Origin of the sequence: Pedobacter sp. SYSU D00535 (genome assembly GCF_017355855.1) — a bacterium.
In the GTDB taxonomy this organism is placed as follows: domain Bacteria; phylum Bacteroidota; class Bacteroidia; order Sphingobacteriales; family Sphingobacteriaceae; genus Desertivirga.
Map to the genome: position 1 here is coordinate 80,307 of NZ_JAFEWD010000012.1, position 20,291 is coordinate 100,597.

The window sequence follows — 20,291 nt, forward strand, 5'->3', positions numbered from 1 at the left end:
TGATTAACTACCGAAAAGGTTTCCAAGGCCCCCGAGCATTGACTGGCTCATGGCCTGCATCTCCGTTTGGTGAACGTTCTCTGCTTGCTCCAGCGCCTTATTTACTGCAACTGCCATCAGCTCCTCCAATTCTTCCTTATCCGCCGACTGCAAGAAGTCGTCATCTATAATGATCGATTTAATTTGCTTATTCCCTGTCGAAGTAACTTTAATTTTCCCGCCTTCTGCCTCACCTGTCACAGTGATGTTGTCCAGGCGTTTTTTGATCTCTTCGGCCTGCTGCTGAACTTGAAGTAATTTATCAAACATGGCAATTGTATTGGTACTGCTATAACAAAAGCTTACTTTAAAAGTTTATCGGGTATTTCTGATAATGTCTGGAGAAAGGGGCTTAGATATAAAGCCGTGAACGTAAGAGTAGGTTTGGGAGCGAAGGATGTCCTTCTCGTCTACAGAAGAACTTACGATATATATTCGAATATTTTTAACAAGCTTATCGCGAATCATGTCAAATTTGTCGAGAAAATCCCAGCCATCAATAACGGGCATATTCAGGTCGAGCAAGATTACATCAGGCAGATTGTTTTCATTATCGAGATTCTCCTCCAGATACTCTAAGGCTTTTCCAGCCTCCGTATAGCTACCGTATTCTTCATAGATCTGATGCTTCTGAATCATTATCTGCGCTATTCGCTGGTGAATCGGATCATCGTCAATAATAATAACCTTGCTCATTGGCTTTAAACCTTACTCTTGTTGGAGAAATTTTTTAAATATAATCTAAACTATTTTAAACGCAAGCAAACTCGATACGCTGTGTAAATATAACACTTTGCAAATATGCAGCAATCGTTACTAATTTTCATCATTTTGTAGAATAAAAGGGGAACAAATTCCCCGTCCTAATCTTCTGATGTTTCCCCACTGCCTGTGTATGCTGATTTTCGAACTACGGGCATGCCTACAATATGAAAGAGTTCGTCTAGTTTCAGGAGACTGCCATTGGTTAGGTTACTAAGGAGGACGATTGTTACATCTGCCGTCAAATCCCGCAAATAGATGTGTCTAAAACCATGCCACCAGCCAGTATGATATACGACGTGGTGACCATCTCCCTGAAAGGTCCGCCAACCGTATCCGTAATTAAAGTGCCCTCTGGACATTTCATTGTGACCTGTATAAGCGGAGTCTTGCCATGCCTTACTTAATAGCTTTTGCTCTTTCAATGCATGATCAAACAGATAGAGATCATGAATGGTACTGTAAATTCCCTTGTCGCCGACCGGGCCATCCAGGAAGTTTTGTACAACGGAGTATCTCCAGGTTCGATCATGTCCAACCACGTCTACCGGGATCTTTTCATACAAGGCTTTTGAATAAACAGCAGTATTTTTCATACCGGCCGGCTCAAATACGTTTTCCTTCATGAATTCGGTAAAACTCTTTCCAGACACTTTTTCTACTATGGCGGCTAACACCATGTAGTTGGAGTTATTATAATGGAATTTGCGATTGGGTTGCGTATACGGAGCAGGCTTATGCTGTGCGATTAATTCCATCACGTCCTGATTCGAGATCCCTTTCCGCTCGTCCTTCTTTGCCTTCTTCCAAAGGTTGTCGACAAAATATACATAGTTCATCATGCCTGATCTGTGGCTGAGCAACATGCGGATGGTGATTCCCTCGTAAGGGAAGTTTGGATAAAACTCTTTCACTGTCTGATCGAGTTTAAGTTTACCCTGTTCAACCAACATCAATACTGCGGTGGCCGTCATGGGCTTAGTTACAGAGGCCAACTCAAACTTCGAATGAATGTCTAAACTATCCTTGTGAAGATAATCTGCCCAACCAATAGCGTTTTGATAGATTATCTTACCTTTTTTTGCAACCAGCACATTTCCATTAAATCCTCGGGTACGATGGAGGTTTTTCATAAATGCATCTATCCTGGGTTCTTCATTTTTAGGGTCATACACCAGGAGGAGACTGTCCGCCCGGTCATCCTCAACCGTTCTGACCACCTTTTTATTTTTAGAAGAGCATGAAATAAACATTAAAAGAATGAAGGGAACAGGAATAAAGCTTCTGAAAAATCTAACCATACACAAAAAACTATACCTCATAAAAAGGCGAAAATTAGAAATTATTACACGAAGTGTCTGAAAAGAGTTTTAAACAAATACGCTTTAAAGCAGATTATTTTAGGAAGTCAGTGAACGGAGGGAAAACGGCTCAAGTTGCAGAATGATAGATTTTTTACATTATGGGGCCTCAAAAATTTAAGGCGCACGGAAAATTTTATCTAAGTTTGCGCCGACAAAATTCCTAAAACAATGACTTTCAGAATAGAACGCGATACGATGGGCGACGTGCAGGTTCCTGCAGACAAATATTGGGGCGCCCAGACTGAACGATCAAGAAACAATTTCAAAATTGGACCTGAAGCTTCTATGCCTCAGGAAATAATTGAGGCCTTTGCCTACCTTAAAAAGGCGGCTGCTTATACTAACACTGACTGCGGCGTGTTACCAGCAGAAAAAAGAGATCTGATTGCACAGGTTTGTGACGAAATTTTAGCGGGTAAGCTAAGAGACGAATTTCCTCTGGTGATATGGCAAACGGGATCAGGCACCCAGTCGAACATGAACGTGAACGAGGTAGTTGCTAACCGCGCGCATGTGCTGCAGGGAAACAAGTTGGGAGAAGGCAAGACCTTTGTCCACCCGAATGACGACGTGAACAAATCACAGTCATCTAACGACACTTACCCTACTGCAATGCACATTGCGGCATACAAAATGGTGATGGAAGTGACTATCCCAGGCATTGAAAAGCTAAGAGATACACTGCAGGCTAAAGCAGAGCAATTCAAAGATATTGTTAAGATAGGCCGGACTCACCTGATGGACGCCACTCCCCTAACCTTAGGACAGGAGTTTTCGGGATATGTTTCTCAGCTAAATCACGGTTTGAAAGCTCTAAGAAACACCTTAGATCACCTGGCTGAATTAGCCCTGGGAGGAACTGCAGTTGGTACTGGAATTAACACACCAAAAGGTTACGATGTCAAGGTGGCCGAGTATATCGCTCAATTCACTGGTCTTCCCTTCCGTACGGCGGAAAATAAATTCGAGGCGCTGGCTGCTCACGATGCAATGGTAGAGACCCATGGCGCTTTGAAGCAAATAGCTGTATCATTGATGAAAATAGCGAACGATATTCGTATGCTGGCTTCTGGTCCCCGCTCTGGTATTGGTGAATTATTTATTCCGGAAAATGAGCCGGGTTCTTCAATCATGCCTGGAAAGGTAAATCCTACCCAAAACGAGGCAATGACGATGGTAGCAACCCAGGTAATGGGGAACGATGTTGCGATCTCGATTGGCGGCTCTAATGGTCATTACGAGCTAAATGTCTTTAAGCCGGTTATTGCAGCGAACTTCCTACAGTCAGCGCGGTTAATTGGAGACGTTTGTGTTTCCTTCAATGATCACTGCGCAGTTGGCATCGAGCCAAATTATGAGGGAATCAAAAAACACGTGGAGAACTCGCTTATGCTAGTTACAGCCCTGAACCCCCATATTGGTTACGAGAACGCAGCCAAAATTGCCAAAAAGGCACATAAAGAAAACAAATCACTTCGTGAAGCTGCCCTTGAACTTGGATTGCTCACTAACGAGCAGTTTGACGAGTGGGTACGCCCAGAAGATATGATTGGTGGTTTAAAATAACCGCAAAGCTAACACCCCCCTTCGACTCGGAGGGGGGTACTTTTTATATGAGAAGTTGTTGTTTCCTGATACTTTTTAATTGTCTCTTTTTGTTGTCCTGCAAATTCAAGCCGAACTACCAGGAGCGGGGGACGGATTTTTTACAAGGCCTTTGGGAAGAAGAACCGGTCGACTTCGCAGACAGTCTTTTGGTTTATACCAAACATCATATAAAATTCACCTGCGACTCTTTCTACGTGACGCTGAATACCCGAGCTAAGGTAAATTATTACGCTGATAGCTGCTTTAACGAAGGCGAGTGGAGCGAGTATGCCAAGGGAAATTACCTGGTTAGTAACGATACTCTTTACTTGCTGGGGACGTTTACTAAGTCAAATTACAAGCAAAAGCTGTCTGGTTGCTACCGGATTGGCCAGTATTTACCGGTTTTTTTAATAAAAAATACTTCTTCAGGTAAAATTGAGTTACAACATTTGCAGCAAAACATGCCTGTTACGCTAAAATTGAAAAAAAGGATTAACTGCGTACCACAACCTCTTTAGAAGACATGAAAAATATTCTTAAAAAATCCCTGGCGCTCGCATTACTTATATATGTCCCATTCAACAGCATGGCTTGGGGAATGTTAGGGCACCGAATTGTAGGACAAGTTGCAGAAACGCATTTGAACGCAAAAACGAGAAAGGAAATCGCGAAAATACTTGGTTCCTCTTCGTTGGCGATGGAAGCTAACTGGATGGATTTCATTAAATCTGATCCTAGTTTCAGGTACTTAAACAACTGGCACTATATCAATTTTGCTCAAAATTTAAGTTACCCTCAAGTGCAGGAATATTTGAAGAAGGACACGACAACGAATGTGTATACAAAGATTAACTTTGTTAGCAGCGAGCTTAAGAAAAAGGCAACTCCGCCAGAACTAAAGCTGATGTACCTTCGCATCCTGGTCCATTTGGTTGGAGACCTCCATCAACCTATGCATGTGGGAAGAGCTGAAGATCAGGGTGGTAATGAGATCAGGGTGACCTGGTTCAACAAACAGATGAATCTCCACAGCCTTTGGGATTCAGACCTGATCGAATTTCAGCAGTTGAGTTATACCGAATACGCTAATGCGATTAATCATCCCAGCAAACAGCAGGTAAAAACCTGGCAGAGCGACGATATGAGTAAATGGGTGTTCGAATCGTATGTGCTGGCGGATGAACTTTACAAGGAAGCAGAAAAGAATCAAAAATACAGTTTCCGTTATAACTTCGATCATATCAAAACTGTTGATCAGCAGCTTTTGAAAGGTGGGGTAAGGTTAGCCGGATTACTGAACAACATTTTTGGCAGCTAGTATGAAGATCTTAATGGTTTGCTTAGGCAACATTTGCCGGTCTCCCCTTGCTCATGGAATTATGGAGCATGTGGTAAAGGAAAAAGGGCTGAACTGGGATGTGGATTCTGCAGGTACTGGAGATTGGCATATCGGATCACCTCCTGATCGTCGTTCCATCGCGATAGCAAAAAAATATGGAATAGACATCTCCTCCCAATGCTGCCGACAGTTTTCCGCAAGCGACTTTGACGAGTTCGACCGGATCTATGTGATGGACAAGATGAACTTGCGAGATGTGCTGGCTCAGGCACGGTCAGAAGAAGACAAACAAAAAGTAAGGCTTCTACTGAACAAAGAAGTGGTTCCTGATCCCTACTACGAGGATGATCAATTCGACGCAGTTTTTCAGATGATCGAGAAAGGATGCAGAGAAATCATTAATGAAGAACTGTCTAAATAAACCACAAATAAAAACAAACCGTTTCTAAACTTAAAGCAAGAGAAATTTGAAACTTTCTCGAATACAACCTCTTTCGGGGGAGAAAAGCGGGGCTTGGTTAAGGCCTGGGAACAAAAAAGCCCCTGGATACCCAGAGGCCGCGTTTATTTAGATGAAAGATTATTGCAGGGCTTTTACCAACTGGGCAACCGGTACGCCAGCCGCAAACTTCTTTATCTCCTCTTCAGTAACGCCATCGGCCTTAAGCGTTAACAAAGAAGAGTTGAGAGGCAATTTAATTTCATAGGATTCTTTGTTCGTTTCAGAATCAACGCTCTTTTCCAGCAATGCTTTATAGCCTTCCAGCTTGATAACTTTCTGATTGCCTCCGGCACCAACAAAAGGCAAGGCAAGGATAGCGTTTACTGAGGCCATAAGGGGCGAGTTGCCGATGATGTCGATAGACGCTTTTTTCTCTCCTGCTCCGTACTCCCGGTGGATAACGATTCCGGCGAAGCCGGATGCTCCACTAACGTTATCGTTGCTTGTAACAGAATTAAGTGCTTCTAATTTAGCGGGAAGTAGTTTTAGGATTTCTTTTCCAGCCATAATATCTAACTCTTGCAGCATTTGCTGCATGGCGAACCTTGCTTCACTCAACTTGTTCGAACTGTATGACGTCCGTGCTGTTGAGAGGTGTTTATTGAAATCCTGAGCCTTAGCAGTAGTCAGGGCTAAAAAGCAACCGATCAGTAGAAATGTCTTTTTCATATGCAGTGATTATTGTTCTCCCAAAGTTTTTTTAATTCTGTCAATATCGAATTGTGAAGCGGCCGTCATCACTTCCTGCTCGGTTGAAAAGTTGATTCCCTCGAACACGATTAATGAGGATTGACCCATTGGTACTGTCAATTTATAGCCCGAGCTTTCATCAAATTCAATCACTGCCCGGTGCCCTTTCAACTTAGTTTGCTTCCACTTCTGATCGCCTCCTGTCGTTTGAGCATAAGCTCCATTAGTTAGAAATAAATTAATAGCCGACATCATTACTGAATTATTGGCTATCGTAAGACTCAATTGCTTGTCGTCCTTCATATATTCACGATGGATAGTAAGACCAGCCCAGCCCCAACCATTACTTGTTACCTGGTCCTTTTCTGTTTGCTTAGGTAATCCTGATACTGCTTCAGGTAATGATTTCAAAAGATCTTGTCCGATTTCCATTTCTACGCCAAGCATAGCCTGTTGCAGTGCGTAGCGGGCTTCCCCAAAGCTGGAGGACTTGAACGCCGACTCTGCTGCGTTCAAATTTTCTTTTACATCCGGAGGGGTTGTTACCAGTCCCGCACCTCCTCTATTACGCGGCGACCCACTACCACTAGAATTCCCAGTGCTTCCGAACGCTCCAGAACCTGATCCAGACGTCCCGTTTCCGTTCCCCTGATTAGAACCAGAACTCTCGCTTTCTTTTTCCTTCTTCTTCCCATTTAGAAGGTCGTCCACCTTTTTTTCGGCAGCGTCAGAGGCTTTTTGCTTGATACGCTGCATAAGTCCCTGACCATTCGCCTGAAGGCTGATCGCTCCGATCAGTAACAGACAAGGGAAAATGGTTTTCAATTTCAACATAAGTTTTAAGTTTAACGTTAGTGATTCAAAGGCATTGATGCTTGTGTAAGACGAGGGGCATACCCTATGTGCTACAAGAAAAAGAAGAAAAAAATTTTAGCGGCTTGAAATACGGTGCTATGTAGATAATTTTCGGCAACAGCCCAGCTTTTGTACTTTTGCGGCATGGCAAACATCAGACCCTCTGTTCCAAAAGGAACCAGAGATTTTTCACCAGTAGAAATGGTGAAACGTAACTACATCTTCGACACAATTAAAGCAGTTTTTAGAAAATACGGATATCAGGAAATTCAAACTCCTTCCATGGAGAATCTGGAGACGCTGATGGGGAAGTACGGAGATGAGGGCGACAAGCTGATTTTCAAGATACTTAACTCAGGTGATTTTTTGAAAGACGTAAACCTGGGCGCTACGGGCCTAGATGCGAAATCAGTCACACCCAAAATTTCAGAAAAAGCGCTCCGTTACGATCTTACTGTACCTTTTGCCCGCTATGTGGTGATGCACCACAACGAAATTTCCTTTCCGTTCAAACGTTTTCAGGTACAACCAGTGTGGCGGGCAGACCGGCCGCAGAAAGGCCGTTACCGGGAGTTTTATCAGTGCGATGCGGACGTGGTGGGCTCCGAAAGCCTACTTAATGAAGCGGAGTTTATCCTAATCTACAATGAGGCTTTAACTAAGCTCGGCCTGAAAGACTTCACTATTAAGATCAACAACCGGAAAATCTTATCAGGAATTGCCGAAATAATTGGAAAGCCAGAGCTGATTGTGGAAATGACCGTTGCGATCGACAAACTGGATAAGATTGGATTGGAAGGTGTAACCAAAGAACTACTTGAACGAGGATTTACACCGGCAGATATAGACAAACTTAAACCGGTTATTCTTCTACAGGGAAGCAATGAAGAAAAACTTGAAAGCCTCAAAGAAGTATTATCAAGCTCGGCGACCGGTTTGAAAGGAATCGAAGAGATCGAGTCGATTTTTTATTATTTGAAAAAGCTAGTTAGTGCTGACCAGTTGCTTACGGCGGTTGAATTGGACATTACGCTAGCCCGGGGACTCAACTATTACACAGGTGCTATTTTCGAAGTGAAAACCAACGAGGTCGCTATGGGAAGTATCGGGGGCGGCGGACGATACGACGACTTGACAGGTGTTTTTGGCTCAAGGGAGAAATTAACGGGTGTGGGGATTTCTTTTGGTGCCGACCGTATTTACGATGTGTTAGAAGAACTGCAACTCTTTCCGGAGAATACCGCAGAAACCACCAAAGTCCTTATAACTAATTTCGATCCGGAAGCAGAGGTTTATGCCCTGCCGCTTCTTCAGCAGCTGAGGACCAAAGGCATTGCTGCAGAGCTCTACCCAACAGCTGCAAAAATCAAAAAACAGATGAGCTATGCAGATAATAAACAGATTCCGTTCGTAATTCTAATCGGCAGCGATGAGATGCAATCGGGACAGCTCACGCTGAAAAACATGCGAAGTGGCGAACAGGAAAAATTGCCGATTGACCAGATAATCAGAAAACTAGTTGACTAACTATCAATAAGGGGAGCTTTAAAACTGATAAGGCTCCTCTTTCTTATCCTGCCTTTTAGTTCCTTCATACAGTTCATATTCGAGCAAGCGGCAGTCCAGCTTTCCATTGTAAAACTCAATTCTTCTGGCAGCCTTCAAACCTATTTTCTTCGCGAGGTCCGGATTGCCTGTGAAAATATAACCACTGTATCCTTTACACTCCTGCTTCATGTAGTCACCCATTCTCTTATAGGTAGCCTCCAGCTTAGAATGCACCCCAAGTCTTTCGCCATATTCCGGATTAAACATGATAACGCCTTGTTCTCCCTGAGGAACCGGGGTTTCGGCAAAATCACACACATGGAATTCGATCAGCTGATCCACCCCTGCGGTTTTAGCGTTGCGTTGAGCAACATCGACAGCGTCTGCAGAAATATCTGAGGCGATTATCTTAAAATCGACCTGCTTTTTAGCCTTGTCTTTAAGTTTCCTTCTTTCCGCAAAAAACACCTGCTCGTCATACCCAATGATGTGCATAAAAGCGTAATTCATACGGAACAGGCCTGGACTTTTATCAGTAGCAAGTAATGCTGCTTCAATAGCAAGGGTACCAGAACCGCACATAGGATTAATAAAAGGGCTCTTTTGATCCCACTTAGTGGCCATAATGGTCGATGCAGCAAGAGCTTCAAGCATTGGCGCCTTACCAGGGATTTTTCGGTACCCGTGCTTTGAAAGCGTCTCTCCCGAAGTATCCAAAAAGATCTCTGCCTTATCGCCCTGCCAATACAGGTTAACCACCGTTTTATTAAGCTCCGGTCCCGAATTCGGTCTTACCCCCTTTTTCTCTTTGATTCGATCTACAATAGCATCTTTTACCTTTACGTTAGCAAAAAGGGGAGTAGAAATATGTTCGTTATTTACAACTGAGGTAACAGAAAAGTATCCCATTACGTCGATTAGCTCTTCCCATTCAATTTGTACAAGTTCGTTGTACAGATGAGTAGGAGTTGGTGCAGTAAAAGTCCCTAATGAATAAAGCACCTGGCTGGCACAGCGCAGATTCAGATTAAGTGGTATACAGTCGTTTACGCTACCTTCCAGCTCCACGCCTGTTGCAAAAACCCTTACCGGTTTATACCCTAATTCTTCAATTTCTTTAACAAGATAAGGCGATAAGCGCTTATTGCACGTTACTATAATCCTACTGTTGGTGTTGAAAACTTGCATAATATTGTGCGAAGTTAATCAATTAAAATTGCCAGCTTTGGTTTTGATTTTTTAGAATTATTGAAATGGATATTAAAGGAAAAGTTCACGAGGTATCTCCGGTTATGAACGTAACCGATACTTTTAAGAAAAGAGAAGTGGTTATAGAGTATGCGGAAAACCCTCAATACCCTGAATACATAAAGTTCGAGGCTTTACAAGATAAAGTGAACCTGTTTGACAATTTAAAAGTTGGTGATCAGGTAGAGGTATTTTTCAACCTGCGCGGCCGCCCATGGACAGACCGTAACGGAAAAACTGCCTATTTCAACACACTTGTAGTTTGGAGAATTAACGTGCTAAGTGGTCAACAACCTGCGGGAGCTCCTGAGTATGTTCCTCCAATGGACATCAGCTCTGCGCCAGGCGACGATGATCTTCCTTTCTAAGATAAATTTGACCTAATAAAAAAGCTCCATCCCTCGCGGTTGGAGCTTTTTCTATTTATCCCTCAGGCGAAACAATTATTCTTTAACCACCCTTTTGACAAACCACTTCCCACTTTGGTTTATAGATATATAATAAATCCCGTTTTTACTCATGTTCACCTTCCCACTAAAAGTAGCAACTGAGCCAGCTATTTTCTCCGACAGGAGCTGTTTCTTTTCTGAGTCAGTGATTTTTACTACCGCAGCTTTTTTTTCGGGAAGAGCAAAGGAAACGCTCATACTTCCAGAAGAAAAATTAGGATAGATCACGAAATCCTCAACTGCCAATGAATTAACATTCTGCTCTGAGCCTGTAATCTCTTTCATTTCACTCGCAGACACATCACTTAATGTAATATGCATGCGAGTGGTGTAGCCGTTCTTATCCGTATTGCTGTAATCAAAGGATTGCGAGTTCTCCCTTTCCCGGAATGGACGAATGATGGGACGATCGGAAAAACCGGTATGTTCTCTGAATGCATTTGGAATTCTTACGCTAATATCGCCACGGGGAAGCAAGGCAATCCTCTTGGAGAGGCTGTCGAGGTCTTTGAACCGCTTCACAAATTTTTCTCCATCCATTAGCAAAACCGTGTCAGCGTGCAAAGTCAAAACGTCTTGAGGAGCTTTGAATTTGAAAAATCTGGTCCTAGCGGTGTCTCCGTCCAGATTTAATCTTATCTCAGGGATGTCTTTAAAGCGCTGTATTAAGACGTCTTCTTTGTCCTGCTTTGGTTTCACCACCATCTCTTGTCTTAACTTTTTATCGAAATCTTTAAACTCCTTTTGCACTCTACTCCTTTCTGCTTTGTCTAGCTGAGTCAGGGACTTCCCATTCACAATAGTGTCGCCATCCTTAATGATGATCGTCCTGTCCAGGCGTTTTTTATCTTGTCCCTTCACCTCTGGAAGGCCTAGGGCCGATATCAGACTAAAAATCAAAAGATTAAATAAAAGCTGTTTCATGACGTTTAAGTATTTAATACGAATTTACCTGTGGCGAAAACCTTATTTTGTTAAGGCCTTGTTAAAAATTGTTAAAAGCAGGTTCTGCAACAGGAGCTTACGTACTTTTGTAGGAAGGACCATTCCTTAATCAATTATCCTCGATGAAGAAGAGAAGTATTAGTCTGATTATTGGCTTGATGAGTGTGGCATTGCTGGGGGTAATGGCTATGCAGCTCTACTATCTAAAGCAATCATATACACTTAAGTCGCAACTGTTTGATCAGTCGGTGAATCAGGCCCTATCTAAAGTTGCCGCCAAAATTGAGAAATATGAGGCTTACGATTTTTTGAAAAAACGGGTTCAGGAAGACGATGAGGAAGTTCTCCGGGAAAAGCAACTATTCTTAGCGAAGGCGAAAGAAGCTAATAAACCGAGAAAAGAGCGTAAGAACCAGGGAATGTCTCACAAAGACAGATATGCCTATTTACTAAGAAAAGAACAGCGAATAGCCGACAGCATTTTTGCCGTGAGGGACAGTATCCTTCGCTCTAAGTATCCTTATGTAGTGGCAGTAAATGAGCCGGAGGATGAGGATCAGATTCAGATTGATGTAAAAATTGATGTCGCCGAATTTGAAGACCAGTTTGGAGGAGTACATCAGCGGGCCATTACACGAGTAGTTCCCCGAGTTAACGCCGAAGCAAAAGCTGTTAGTGAAAGGATTGATTCGATTAAAAGATACTTGGTGCTTGATCCGGTAAAAGGACCGCAAATAGTAACAAGCGTTAAACCGAAAATCAAAACACTCAGCGAGAGTGCCATCAGGGAACTGGAACGTAGCAAGAAAGAGCATGCCAGCAAAGTAAAAAAGTATCTTGACTCGGTGCGTTTAGTGAAGAAAAAAGGAATGCTTGAAGACCTGGCAACTGAAATGCAGGAAGTGAACATCCCGATTCAGAAAAGGATCAACCTCATATTTCTGGACTCCATGCTAAGAGCTGAATTTCAAAATCAGGGTGTGAATATTGACTATGCTTATCAGGTGACCTCGGCGCGAAAGGATAGCCTCATCTTCATCAAAGCATCCAACAATGCTTACACCTTTGAACCCTACAACACCTATAAAACGGTGCTCTTCCCTAATGATATGATCAGGGACGCGGGTATGCTTATGGTGACTTTCCCTCAAAAAAACTCGGTGATCATGTCGAATCTTGGAGCCATGATGATCTCCTCCGCCTCTTTGCTGCTGGTGCTGTTATTCTGTTTCGGATTTACAATTCACCTCATTCTGCGGCAGAAGAAGATCTCCGAAATGAAGACCGACTTCATCAACAACATGACGCACGAGTTTAAAACGCCTGTCGCTACCATTATGATTGCCAGCGAGGCATTGAAAGACCCTGAGTTAACAGAAGACAGATCGAGGATAAACCGTTTGGCTGGCATAATCTATGATGAAAATGTCCGCCTGGGCAACCACATCGAGCGGGTTTTGAATATCGCAAAAATCGACAAAGGCGATTTGAAGCTGGACTTCAAACCCGTGGAGATGAATGAGTTGATCGCAGCCATTACCGATAGTATGGAACTGCAGTTTCAGAAAAAAGAAGCAGTAGTGGATCTGCAACTTGACGCTGCACATGCCTGTGTAAAAGGTGATGAATTACATCTTAGCAATGTAATATTCAACCTTATCGATAATGCCTTAAAGTACAGTAACGATCATCCGAAGATCACTATCACCACGCAGAACAGTGGAAAGAATCTGGTGATCAGGGTAAGAGATAAGGGGATAGGAATGAGCAAAGACCAGCTCTCAAAAATATTTGAGCAGTTTTACCGCATCCCTACAGGAAATTTACATGATGTTAAAGGATTTGGGCTCGGCCTGAGTTACGTCAGCAACATTGTAAAAAGACACCATGGCAATATTCGGGTTAAAAGTGAAAAGGATAAAGGTTCAGAATTTGAAATAATTTTCCCGACACAATAGATACTAGCATTGAATTATATGTCAGCAACAGCGCATCCTGCGGAGGCAGGAAAAGGTCAGAAGATTTTATTGGTAGAAGACGACCCAAACCTCGGCTTGCTCCTGCAGGACTACCTGCAACTGAAAGGTAAGTATCAGGTTACCTTGGCGAAAGACGGGGACGAGGGAGCTCGTATGTTCAGCAAGGAAAGCTTTGACCTTTGCATTCTTGATGTGATGATGCCGAAGAAAGACGGCTTTACACTGGGAAAAGAGATCCGAAAAGTAAACCCCTTCATTCCCATCATTTTCGCCACAGCGAAAACAATGATCGAAGATAAGTCGGAGGCTTTTACTTTAGGAGGTGATGACTACATTACAAAACCCTTCCGCATCGAGGAACTTCTTCTTCGCATAAACGCGCTGCTAAAACGGGTAGCCAACCAGGAGAAGAACGTCGAACAGGAGCAACAAGATAAATTCGAGATTGGTGACTATCAGTTTGATTACACTGCCCAGGTGATCAAAAAAGACGAACAACAACAAAAGGTGTCCACGAAAGAGGCTGAGCTCCTACGGTTGTTGTGTTTAAAGAAAAACCACGTGCTTACCCGTGAAGAGGCGCTGCTTAGCATCTGGCACGACGATAATTACTTTAATGGCCGTAGTATGGATGTTTTCCTCAGCAAATTGCGGAAATACCTTAAAGATGATCCCAAAGTGGAGATTATAAACGTACACGGAAAAGGTTATAAGTTGATTGTAAACTGACATTACGCAACTTTTTTTCTTTAATTTTGTTCCTCCCGAGACATGATTAAGAAAAAGTCAATACGGATACTGCTATCGAGCCTGCTGTTGCTTTGCTTCTCGGCTGTAGCTATCCCTTTTGATCTTTTTCACCATCACACCGAAGAAGCGGTAAGTTGTTCTGATTCCTCCCAGGGTGTCTGTTCACATAAAGCCCACTTGTCGAAAAAAGCTAGCTCCTGCTGGCTTTGTGCATTTCACATAGACAAAAACTTCACCACCGTTACCAAGTCAGACCACGCAGAAGAGCCAATCCTGGTAAGGATACTTACAGAAAACAGAGTTGCCGGATTTTTCTTCGACCGGCTTATCTCCTACCTCCGAGGCCCTCCAGCTCACTAATATTCTGCTTATTTAACTACTTTATAATCTGTATTTTAACAGATCCCTTTTTTAGTCATAGGGCTCATAGCCCATATTTTAACACACACAAAATCATGGGCGCACAACTTAGTCGCCCGAAGTCTCCTATTCAATGAAAATAATTTCATCATTATTCTTTTTGATCATTCTTACGATCAACAGCGTCGCAGCCTCGGTGCTGGCTATTAGTGGAAAAGTTACCGATGCAAACACCGGAGCTCCTTTGGCCGGCGCAAGTGTCTCTATCTCCGAACTCCGAATTTCTACCTCTACTGATGAAAATGGCGAATATACTTTTGCGAGGATCCCTGCCCGCGGTCGTTTTCTGATTGAAGTCCGGTACGTCGGATACAAGACAGAAACACAGATGGTAGATCTTAGTACTTCAGCGAACATCAATTTCAGCCTTCAACCAAGCATCATAGAAGTGCACGAAGTGGTGGTTACAGGGACATTATCCAGTGTCGACAACAGGACCAATAGCACCTCGGTCACGTCCCTAAACAAGGAAGAGATGCTGAGCCGTCCGTCCACAAATATTATCGATGCAATTTCCAGGGTTCCGGGAGTTTCTCAAATTACTACGGGTGCCGCTTCTAAACCTGTAATTAGAGGGTTAAGCTATAACCGTGTCATTACCCTTGCCGACGGGGTAAAGCAGGAAGGACAACAATGGGGTGATGAGCACGGCATAGAGATAGACCAGTATCAGGCGCAGCGTGTAGAAATTTTAAGGGGAGCTGCAAGTTTGGTTTATGGGTCTGATGCTATGGGGGGTGTCATCAACATCTTAGATCCTCTTCCAGCGCCTTCGGGGCAAATCCGTGGAGAGGTGATAAGCAATTACGCCAGTAATAACGGCCTTAGTGGCAATTCTGCCATGATTCAGGGTAATAACAACGGCTTTGTCTGGCTGGCCCGGGGAAGCTACAAAAACGCGTACGATTATAACACACCTGGCGGCCGCATAGCAAACAGTGCCTTTAATGAAACTAACTTCTCAGGACAATTAGGGTTGAATAAGAGTTGGGGTTATACTCACCTTAACCTGTCTAGTTATCAAAGTAAGATAGGAATCCCCGGACACGGGCACCATCATGACGAAGAAGAGCATGAGGAGGAAGAAGAGGAACATCACGAGCCCGAATTTTTCAACGGCACTACCTCACGGTCGCTCCGCTTGCCCTACCAGGATGTACGACACTACAAGCTGGCCCTGAATAACCACTTCCTGTTCTCCAAAGGCAGACTTCGTTCCACCCTCGGCTATCAAAACAACGAGCGCCGGGAATTAGAAGAAAGTACAACTGATCCCTCCCTGTTCTTTGACCTCAATACCTACAATTACGATTTCAAGTATTACTTTGAGGAAAATACGGGATGGGAACCGGTAATAGGTATTTCGGGCTCCTTCCAAAATAGTAGAAACAGAGCGGAAGAATACCTGATTCCGGACTATAAGAGCGAAGATTACGGCGCTTTTGCCTACATTAGAAAGTCCTGGACAAATACCAGCGCAAATGCGGGCCTGCGGTTCGACTACCGGAATTTTGAAGGCACAGAGCTTCTCGAAGACGGCGAGCAGCGCTTCGCTAGCTTCACCAACAACTTCTCCAATATCAGCGGTGCAGTGGGGCTGACACATAACTTCGGGGAAACTTTAAATATTAAGGCTAATATCGGGTCGGCTTTCAGAGCACCCAATATTGCTGAATTAAGCTCAAACGGTGTACACGAAGGCACCTTCCGGTACGAGATTGGAAATCCTGCACTGAATTCGGAGCGGAGCTTTTATGCGGATGCAGCCCTGGAATATCACACCAGCCGCGTGGATGCCCACTTCAATCTGTACAATAACTATATCGATAACTACATTTATCAGCGACAATTAGCGGGGGAAACCATTGATGGAGTAGAAGGGGGCCTTCCCGTCTATCGATACGTGCAGGACAATGCAAATCTTTACGGTCTGGAAGCAGGTTTAACCTTACATCCAAATACGCTGATTCACCTGGAAAACAGCTTTTCAATAACCAGAGGGAAAAACAGGGCTACTGGAAACCACCTACCCTTCATGCCGGCACCGGTACTGAGAAACGAACTTCGCATCGAGCCCGAAATCAGGTCTAAAACCTTAAGCAATAGCTGGATGTCAGTCGGCATTGACAACTTTTTCAGGCAGAATCAATTCGATCCCGAATTTGAAACAGCAACCTCGGGGTATACACTTCTTAATGCCTCTGTTGGAACTAGCGTGAAATTGGGAGCACAGGCGCTTCGGCTTTATATCACTGCCACTAATATTCTTGACAGACAGTACGTGGATCACCTTAACCGACTGAAACCGCAGGGTATATTTAATCAAGGCAGAAACGTAATGGTGGGCCTGCACCTGCCGTTTACATTAACTAAATAATTTGTAAAAACAGGGCTGTGCATCTCTATGAAGGCTTGGCCCTGCTTCCGTTACAAGTCCTTAATCCCTCCTTCCCTTCAGCTACCGCATTTTCTACAACAAAAAAACGCGACCATATCTTTCCACCTTTATATATTTTTATCAACTATGACGTTTGAGTCGCGTATAACAATCCTTGGAAAAAGAAACCAAAAACAATGAATAGAACAGCTACCAAATTTTTACTCGGCGCTCTGGCCGTTTCCAGTTTTTTAAATACCTCCTGCTCTGAAAATACAGGTAAAGCTATTGCTTCAAATGATAGCACCGCAGCTGCAATTGCCAGTCTAGTGGACAGTGCTACCTCTGTAAGCTCCGTAGCTCCACCAGCTAACGCTCAATTTGAAGCGAACGAGCTGGGCAAGGTGATGGTGTTGGAGTACCACCTGATTGGCTATCCGGAAGACAGATGGAGACGAACACCTGAGAACTTTCGTAAAGATTTGCAGATGTTATATGACAACGATTTCTACCCGGTATCTGTCTTGGATATTGCAAAAGGTAATTTGAATGTTCCTGCTGGAAAAACCCCTTTCGCGTTGACGTTTGATGATTCCAGTGCCGGTCAGTTCCGTTATCTGGAGAAGAACGGCCTACTGGTAATTGACCCCGAATGTGCAGTAGGAATTATGGAAGATTTTAAAAAGAAGCATAAGGACTTTCCTCTTACCGCCAGTTTTTACGTACTGCCCGCTATCAAACCCACCCTTCGCTTATTTGCCCAGCCAGAATATAAAAAGCAAAAGTTGGAGTGGCTTGTAAAAAATGGCTACGAAATCGGAAGTCATAACTGGTACCACTCTATGCTCTCAAAGCTGAGTGATGCAGAGGTACAAAAGCACCTTTCCATGTTCGTAAAAGAGATCCGGGAATTTTTACCGAACTATGAGGTGCGCACAATGGCGCTTCCTTTGGGTGCTCATGCAAAGAACCGGGCCCTTGAATCAAAAGGAGAATTTGAAGGCACAAAGTACAACCACGAGGCCGTTCTTTTGGTAGGCTCTGTCAGCTCAGTTTCTCCTTACTCGAAGGACTTTAATCCCCTGGCCATTCAAAGGGTTCAGGCAGGCGAGCATACAGAAAATCCGGAAACGTTCATGAAAAGTCAAATCAAGCATAAAACTCGTTATGTGTCTGATGGAGATCCAAAAACAATCACTGCGCCCGAAAAGCTGAAAGATCAGTTGAAGCCAGGGCTGGAGAAAAAATATAACGTGCGCTGGGTGAAAGAAGAGCTGCAGACCGCTGAAAACAATTAGTACCTTGACTTTGATAGTAAATATGAAAGCACTACAATTCATTGTGATACTTGCGCTTTTCAGCGTTGCCAGCTGTACTAATTCCAAAGTAGAAAATAAGAATACAGCGAAAGTGGACAGCCTGAAGCAACAGAAGTATAGGATAGACAGCTTAATGAGCGATGAATCGCTGCTCGTCTTTGCTAAGTTGAAAGGGAAGAAAGAGGTGGTGGAAATTAAAGGGAAACGCTACCCTGCAGGGATAGAAACAACTTATAATGTATTGAAAGACGGCAGTGGCAAAGTTTTGTACGTCGCAGTTCTTCCTTTTAGTGAAAGCAACAACTGGTTTATTGCTTACAAGAACTACTATGACCAACAAGGCAACCTGATCGTCTTCCAGCGGCAGAATAATTTTTTAAAAAGCAAGTGTACCAGCGGAGCCGCTCTTGAATCTTTAACTAAGTATTACGACCAGAATTTTGCGGTACTAGATTCTACTTACACATTAACTGATTCAAAAAAGCAAGCGCTGGAAGCAGCGAAGTGCGAGTTCCCTTATAACTTTCCCTACAAAATCTATAGCAGTATACAGGAGCTTAAAAGTGCAGAAGGGATAACCAAGTTCTAGGTTTGAAAAAACACAGGATAAAACAGGTTAATCAGTATGGGACGAGACTCCATCCTGATTAACCTTCCGATATCCTATTCCTCTTCTTTTACGGATTTTTTAACGTGTTTCAACACCTTAGCTTCAAGATGGAAAATAATTTCTTCAGCGATATTGGTGATGTGATCTCCTACGCGTTCCAATTTCCGAATCACCGTTAGAAGATACAAAGCCTGGTATATGTTCTCAGGCCTTTTGTTGATGTAAAGGGCGATGTTATCAGTAGCTGCCTTATTTACTTCATCAAGAATCATATCTTGTTTAAAGACAGTGCGGGCAAGTTTCGCGTCATTATCGGCGTAAGCTTTTGAAATAGACTGCAACATTTCGTTTACTGTGTCCGCCATTTCAAAGAACCGGCAGTCTTCCAGGAGCTCCTTGTCAAAACATTTACCGGCCATAAGCAAGTATTGCGCAATCCCTTCGGCGCTGTCCCCTATACGCTCAAAATTCGTATTGATCTTTAAAGTAGCAAACACGAAGCGCATATCAGCGGCAAAAGGATTTAGCAAGGCAAGTATATTTTCACAGTCCTTATCAACAGAGAGCTCGAATGCGTTTACGCGCTTTTCGTTAAAAATCACCTCCCGGGCCAAGTCAATATCCTCCTCAACCAGGGCTTGCAGGCTTTTCTGAATCTGAGAAGTCACCAGATCTGCCATTTCTATCATCTCATCCCGAAGACGATTTAGCTCTTCTTCTAAGTGGGTCATAATTAGTTCGTTTAAAATTGTTAACCGAAACGTCCGGTAATATAGTTTTGGGTTTGTTCTTTGCTTGGATTCGTAAACATGGTTGCAGTTTGGTTGTACTCAATCAGCTCACCAAGGTAGAAGAAAGCTGTTTTATCGCTAATCCGCGCTGCCTGCTGCATATTATGTGTTACAATAACGATAGTGTATTTACTCTTCAACTCGTAAATTAAATCTTCAATTTTAGAGGTGGATATCGGATCCAGCGCAGAAGCCGGCTCATCCATTAAAATCACTGAAGGCTCTACGGCCATCGCCCGAGCAATACAAAGTCGTTGTTGCTGTCCTCCCGACAGAGACAAGGCCGATTTTTTCAAATCATCTTTGACTTCCTCCCATAATGCGGCCTGTTTCAGAGAACGTTCTACTGCCTCATCCAAAACTGCCTTATTATTTACACCTTTTATCCGCAGGCCATAAGCTACGTTTTCGTAAATGTTTTTTGGAAAAGGATTGGGTTTTTGGAACACCATACCAATTTTCTTCCGGTGCTCATCTACGTCGATCTTACTTTTATAAACGTTTCTGCCATCAATCAAGATATCGCCCGTGATCTTAACATTGTCGATCAGGTCATTCATCCTGTTAAAGCATCTTAAAAAAGTAGATTTTCCGCAACCTGAAGGACCAATAAAGGCCGTCACTGTATTGGCCTCGATGGCCATACTAATGTTTTTCAGTGCATGTTTTTCTCCGTAGTATAAATTAACGCTTCTAGCCTCGAGCTTATACATT

21 protein-coding genes are annotated in these 20,291 nt (G+C 43.4%); 12 read left to right on the forward strand and 9 right to left on the reverse strand.

The window, feature by feature from the left end; all coding sequences use genetic code 11:
- Positions 1-3: 3 nt before the first annotated feature.
- The 3 genes from J4N23_RS18115 to J4N23_RS18125 all read right to left on the reverse strand — a co-directional run bounded on the left by J4N23_RS18115 (position 4) and on the right by J4N23_RS18125 (position 2,102).
- The gene (locus tag J4N23_RS18115) at positions 4-309 is read right to left on the reverse strand and encodes a YbaB/EbfC family nucleoid-associated protein (RefSeq protein ID WP_207429248.1); all 306 of its coding nucleotides are present in this window, start codon (positions 307-309) and stop codon (positions 4-6) included.
- A 45-nt stretch (positions 310-354) separates the two neighbouring features.
- Positions 355-735: a response regulator gene (locus tag J4N23_RS18120; protein ID WP_207429249.1), complete on the reverse strand. Its 381-nt coding sequence runs from the start codon at positions 733-735 to the stop codon at positions 355-357.
- 167 nt (positions 736-902) lie between these two features.
- The gene (locus tag J4N23_RS18125; RefSeq protein WP_207429250.1) at positions 903-2,102 is read right to left on the reverse strand and encodes a serine hydrolase domain-containing protein; all 1,200 of its coding nucleotides are present in this window, start codon (positions 2,100-2,102) and stop codon (positions 903-905) included.
- Positions 2,103-2,333: 231 nt separating this feature from the next.
- Between J4N23_RS18125 and fumC the strand changes: the two genes are divergently transcribed.
- From fumC to J4N23_RS18145, 4 genes are all read left to right on the forward strand, one after another.
- Positions 2,334-3,731, forward strand: a complete 1,398-nt coding sequence (gene fumC / locus J4N23_RS18130; protein ID WP_207429251.1) for a class II fumarate hydratase — start codon at positions 2,334-2,336, stop codon at positions 3,729-3,731.
- Between the two features lie 89 nt (positions 3,732-3,820).
- Positions 3,821-4,273 carry a fumarate hydratase gene (locus J4N23_RS18135; RefSeq protein WP_242689284.1) on the forward strand — a complete coding sequence of 151 codons (453 nt, stop codon included), beginning with the start codon at positions 3,821-3,823 and terminating at the stop codon, positions 4,271-4,273.
- A gap of 5 nt (positions 4,274-4,278) precedes the next feature.
- Complete coding sequence (locus J4N23_RS18140; protein ID WP_207429253.1) at positions 4,279-5,073, forward strand: S1/P1 nuclease; 795 nt, start codon at positions 4,279-4,281, stop codon at positions 5,071-5,073.
- 1 nt (position 5,074) lies between these two features.
- Positions 5,075-5,515: a low molecular weight protein-tyrosine-phosphatase gene (locus J4N23_RS18145; RefSeq protein ID WP_207429254.1), complete on the forward strand. Its 441-nt coding sequence runs from the start codon at positions 5,075-5,077 to the stop codon at positions 5,513-5,515.
- Positions 5,516-5,674: 159 nt separating this feature from the next.
- On the opposite strand, the gene J4N23_RS18150 is transcribed toward J4N23_RS18145, so the two are convergent.
- Together J4N23_RS18150 and J4N23_RS18155 are read right to left on the reverse strand one after the other, a co-directional pair.
- Positions 5,675-6,265, reverse strand: a complete 591-nt coding sequence (locus tag J4N23_RS18150) for a hypothetical protein (protein WP_207429255.1) — start codon at positions 6,263-6,265, stop codon at positions 5,675-5,677.
- Between the two features lie 9 nt (positions 6,266-6,274).
- Complete coding sequence (locus J4N23_RS18155) at positions 6,275-7,120, reverse strand: hypothetical protein (protein WP_207429256.1); 846 nt, start codon at positions 7,118-7,120, stop codon at positions 6,275-6,277.
- Between the two features lie 165 nt (positions 7,121-7,285).
- On the opposite strand from J4N23_RS18155, the gene hisS reads away from it, so the two are divergent.
- Complete coding sequence (hisS, locus tag J4N23_RS18160; protein WP_207429257.1) at positions 7,286-8,668, forward strand: histidine--tRNA ligase; 1,383 nt, start codon at positions 7,286-7,288, stop codon at positions 8,666-8,668.
- A gap of 18 nt (positions 8,669-8,686) precedes the next feature.
- Here the strand turns inward: hisS and J4N23_RS18165 are convergent, their stop codons facing one another.
- A complete protein-coding gene (locus tag J4N23_RS18165) occupies positions 8,687-9,877 on the reverse strand; it encodes a class I SAM-dependent RNA methyltransferase (protein ID WP_207429258.1) in 1,191 nt (396 codons plus the stop codon).
- Between the two features lie 65 nt (positions 9,878-9,942).
- Here J4N23_RS18165 and J4N23_RS18170 point away from each other — a divergent pair, with 65 nt between their 5' ends.
- Positions 9,943-10,305, forward strand: a complete 363-nt coding sequence (locus J4N23_RS18170; RefSeq protein ID WP_207429259.1) for a DUF3127 domain-containing protein — start codon at positions 9,943-9,945, stop codon at positions 10,303-10,305.
- Positions 10,306-10,380: 75 nt separating this feature from the next.
- Here the strand turns inward: J4N23_RS18170 and J4N23_RS18175 are convergent, their stop codons facing one another.
- Positions 10,381-11,310 (reverse strand): T9SS type A sorting domain-containing protein, encoded by a 930-nt coding sequence (locus tag J4N23_RS18175; protein ID WP_207429260.1) that lies wholly within the window; start codon positions 11,308-11,310, stop codon positions 10,381-10,383.
- Positions 11,311-11,453: 143 nt separating this feature from the next.
- Between J4N23_RS18175 and J4N23_RS18180 the strand changes: the two genes are divergently transcribed.
- From J4N23_RS18180 to J4N23_RS18205, 6 genes are all read left to right on the forward strand, one after another.
- Complete coding sequence (locus J4N23_RS18180) at positions 11,454-13,289, forward strand: sensor histidine kinase KdpD (protein ID WP_207429261.1); 1,836 nt, start codon at positions 11,454-11,456, stop codon at positions 13,287-13,289.
- Between the two features lie 18 nt (positions 13,290-13,307).
- Entirely contained in the window at positions 13,308-14,039 is a 732-nt protein-coding gene (locus J4N23_RS18185) for a response regulator transcription factor (RefSeq protein WP_207429262.1), read from the forward strand.
- A gap of 42 nt (positions 14,040-14,081) precedes the next feature.
- The gene (locus J4N23_RS18190) at positions 14,082-14,420 is read left to right on the forward strand and encodes a hypothetical protein (protein ID WP_207429263.1); all 339 of its coding nucleotides are present in this window, start codon (positions 14,082-14,084) and stop codon (positions 14,418-14,420) included.
- Between the two features lie 133 nt (positions 14,421-14,553).
- Positions 14,554-16,857 (forward strand): TonB-dependent receptor, encoded by a 2,304-nt coding sequence (locus tag J4N23_RS18195; RefSeq protein WP_207429264.1) that lies wholly within the window; start codon positions 14,554-14,556, stop codon positions 16,855-16,857.
- 197 nt (positions 16,858-17,054) lie between these two features.
- Positions 17,055-18,155, forward strand: coding sequence for a polysaccharide deacetylase family protein (locus tag J4N23_RS18200; RefSeq protein ID WP_207429265.1), 1,101 nt, complete (start codon positions 17,055-17,057; stop codon positions 18,153-18,155).
- 22 nt (positions 18,156-18,177) lie between these two features.
- Positions 18,178-18,765 carry a hypothetical protein gene (locus J4N23_RS18205; protein WP_207429266.1) on the forward strand — a complete coding sequence of 196 codons (588 nt, stop codon included), beginning with the start codon at positions 18,178-18,180 and terminating at the stop codon, positions 18,763-18,765.
- Positions 18,766-18,839: 74 nt separating this feature from the next.
- Here the strand turns inward: J4N23_RS18205 and phoU are convergent, their stop codons facing one another.
- The gene (gene phoU / locus J4N23_RS18210) at positions 18,840-19,517 is read right to left on the reverse strand and encodes a phosphate signaling complex protein PhoU (RefSeq protein WP_207429267.1); all 678 of its coding nucleotides are present in this window, start codon (positions 19,515-19,517) and stop codon (positions 18,840-18,842) included.
- Positions 19,518-19,537: 20 nt separating this feature from the next.
- On the reverse strand, positions 19,538-20,290 hold the full coding sequence (pstB, locus tag J4N23_RS18215) for a phosphate ABC transporter ATP-binding protein PstB (protein ID WP_207429268.1): 753 nt from the start codon (positions 20,288-20,290) through the stop codon (positions 19,538-19,540).
- Position 20,291 lies beyond the last annotated feature (1 nt).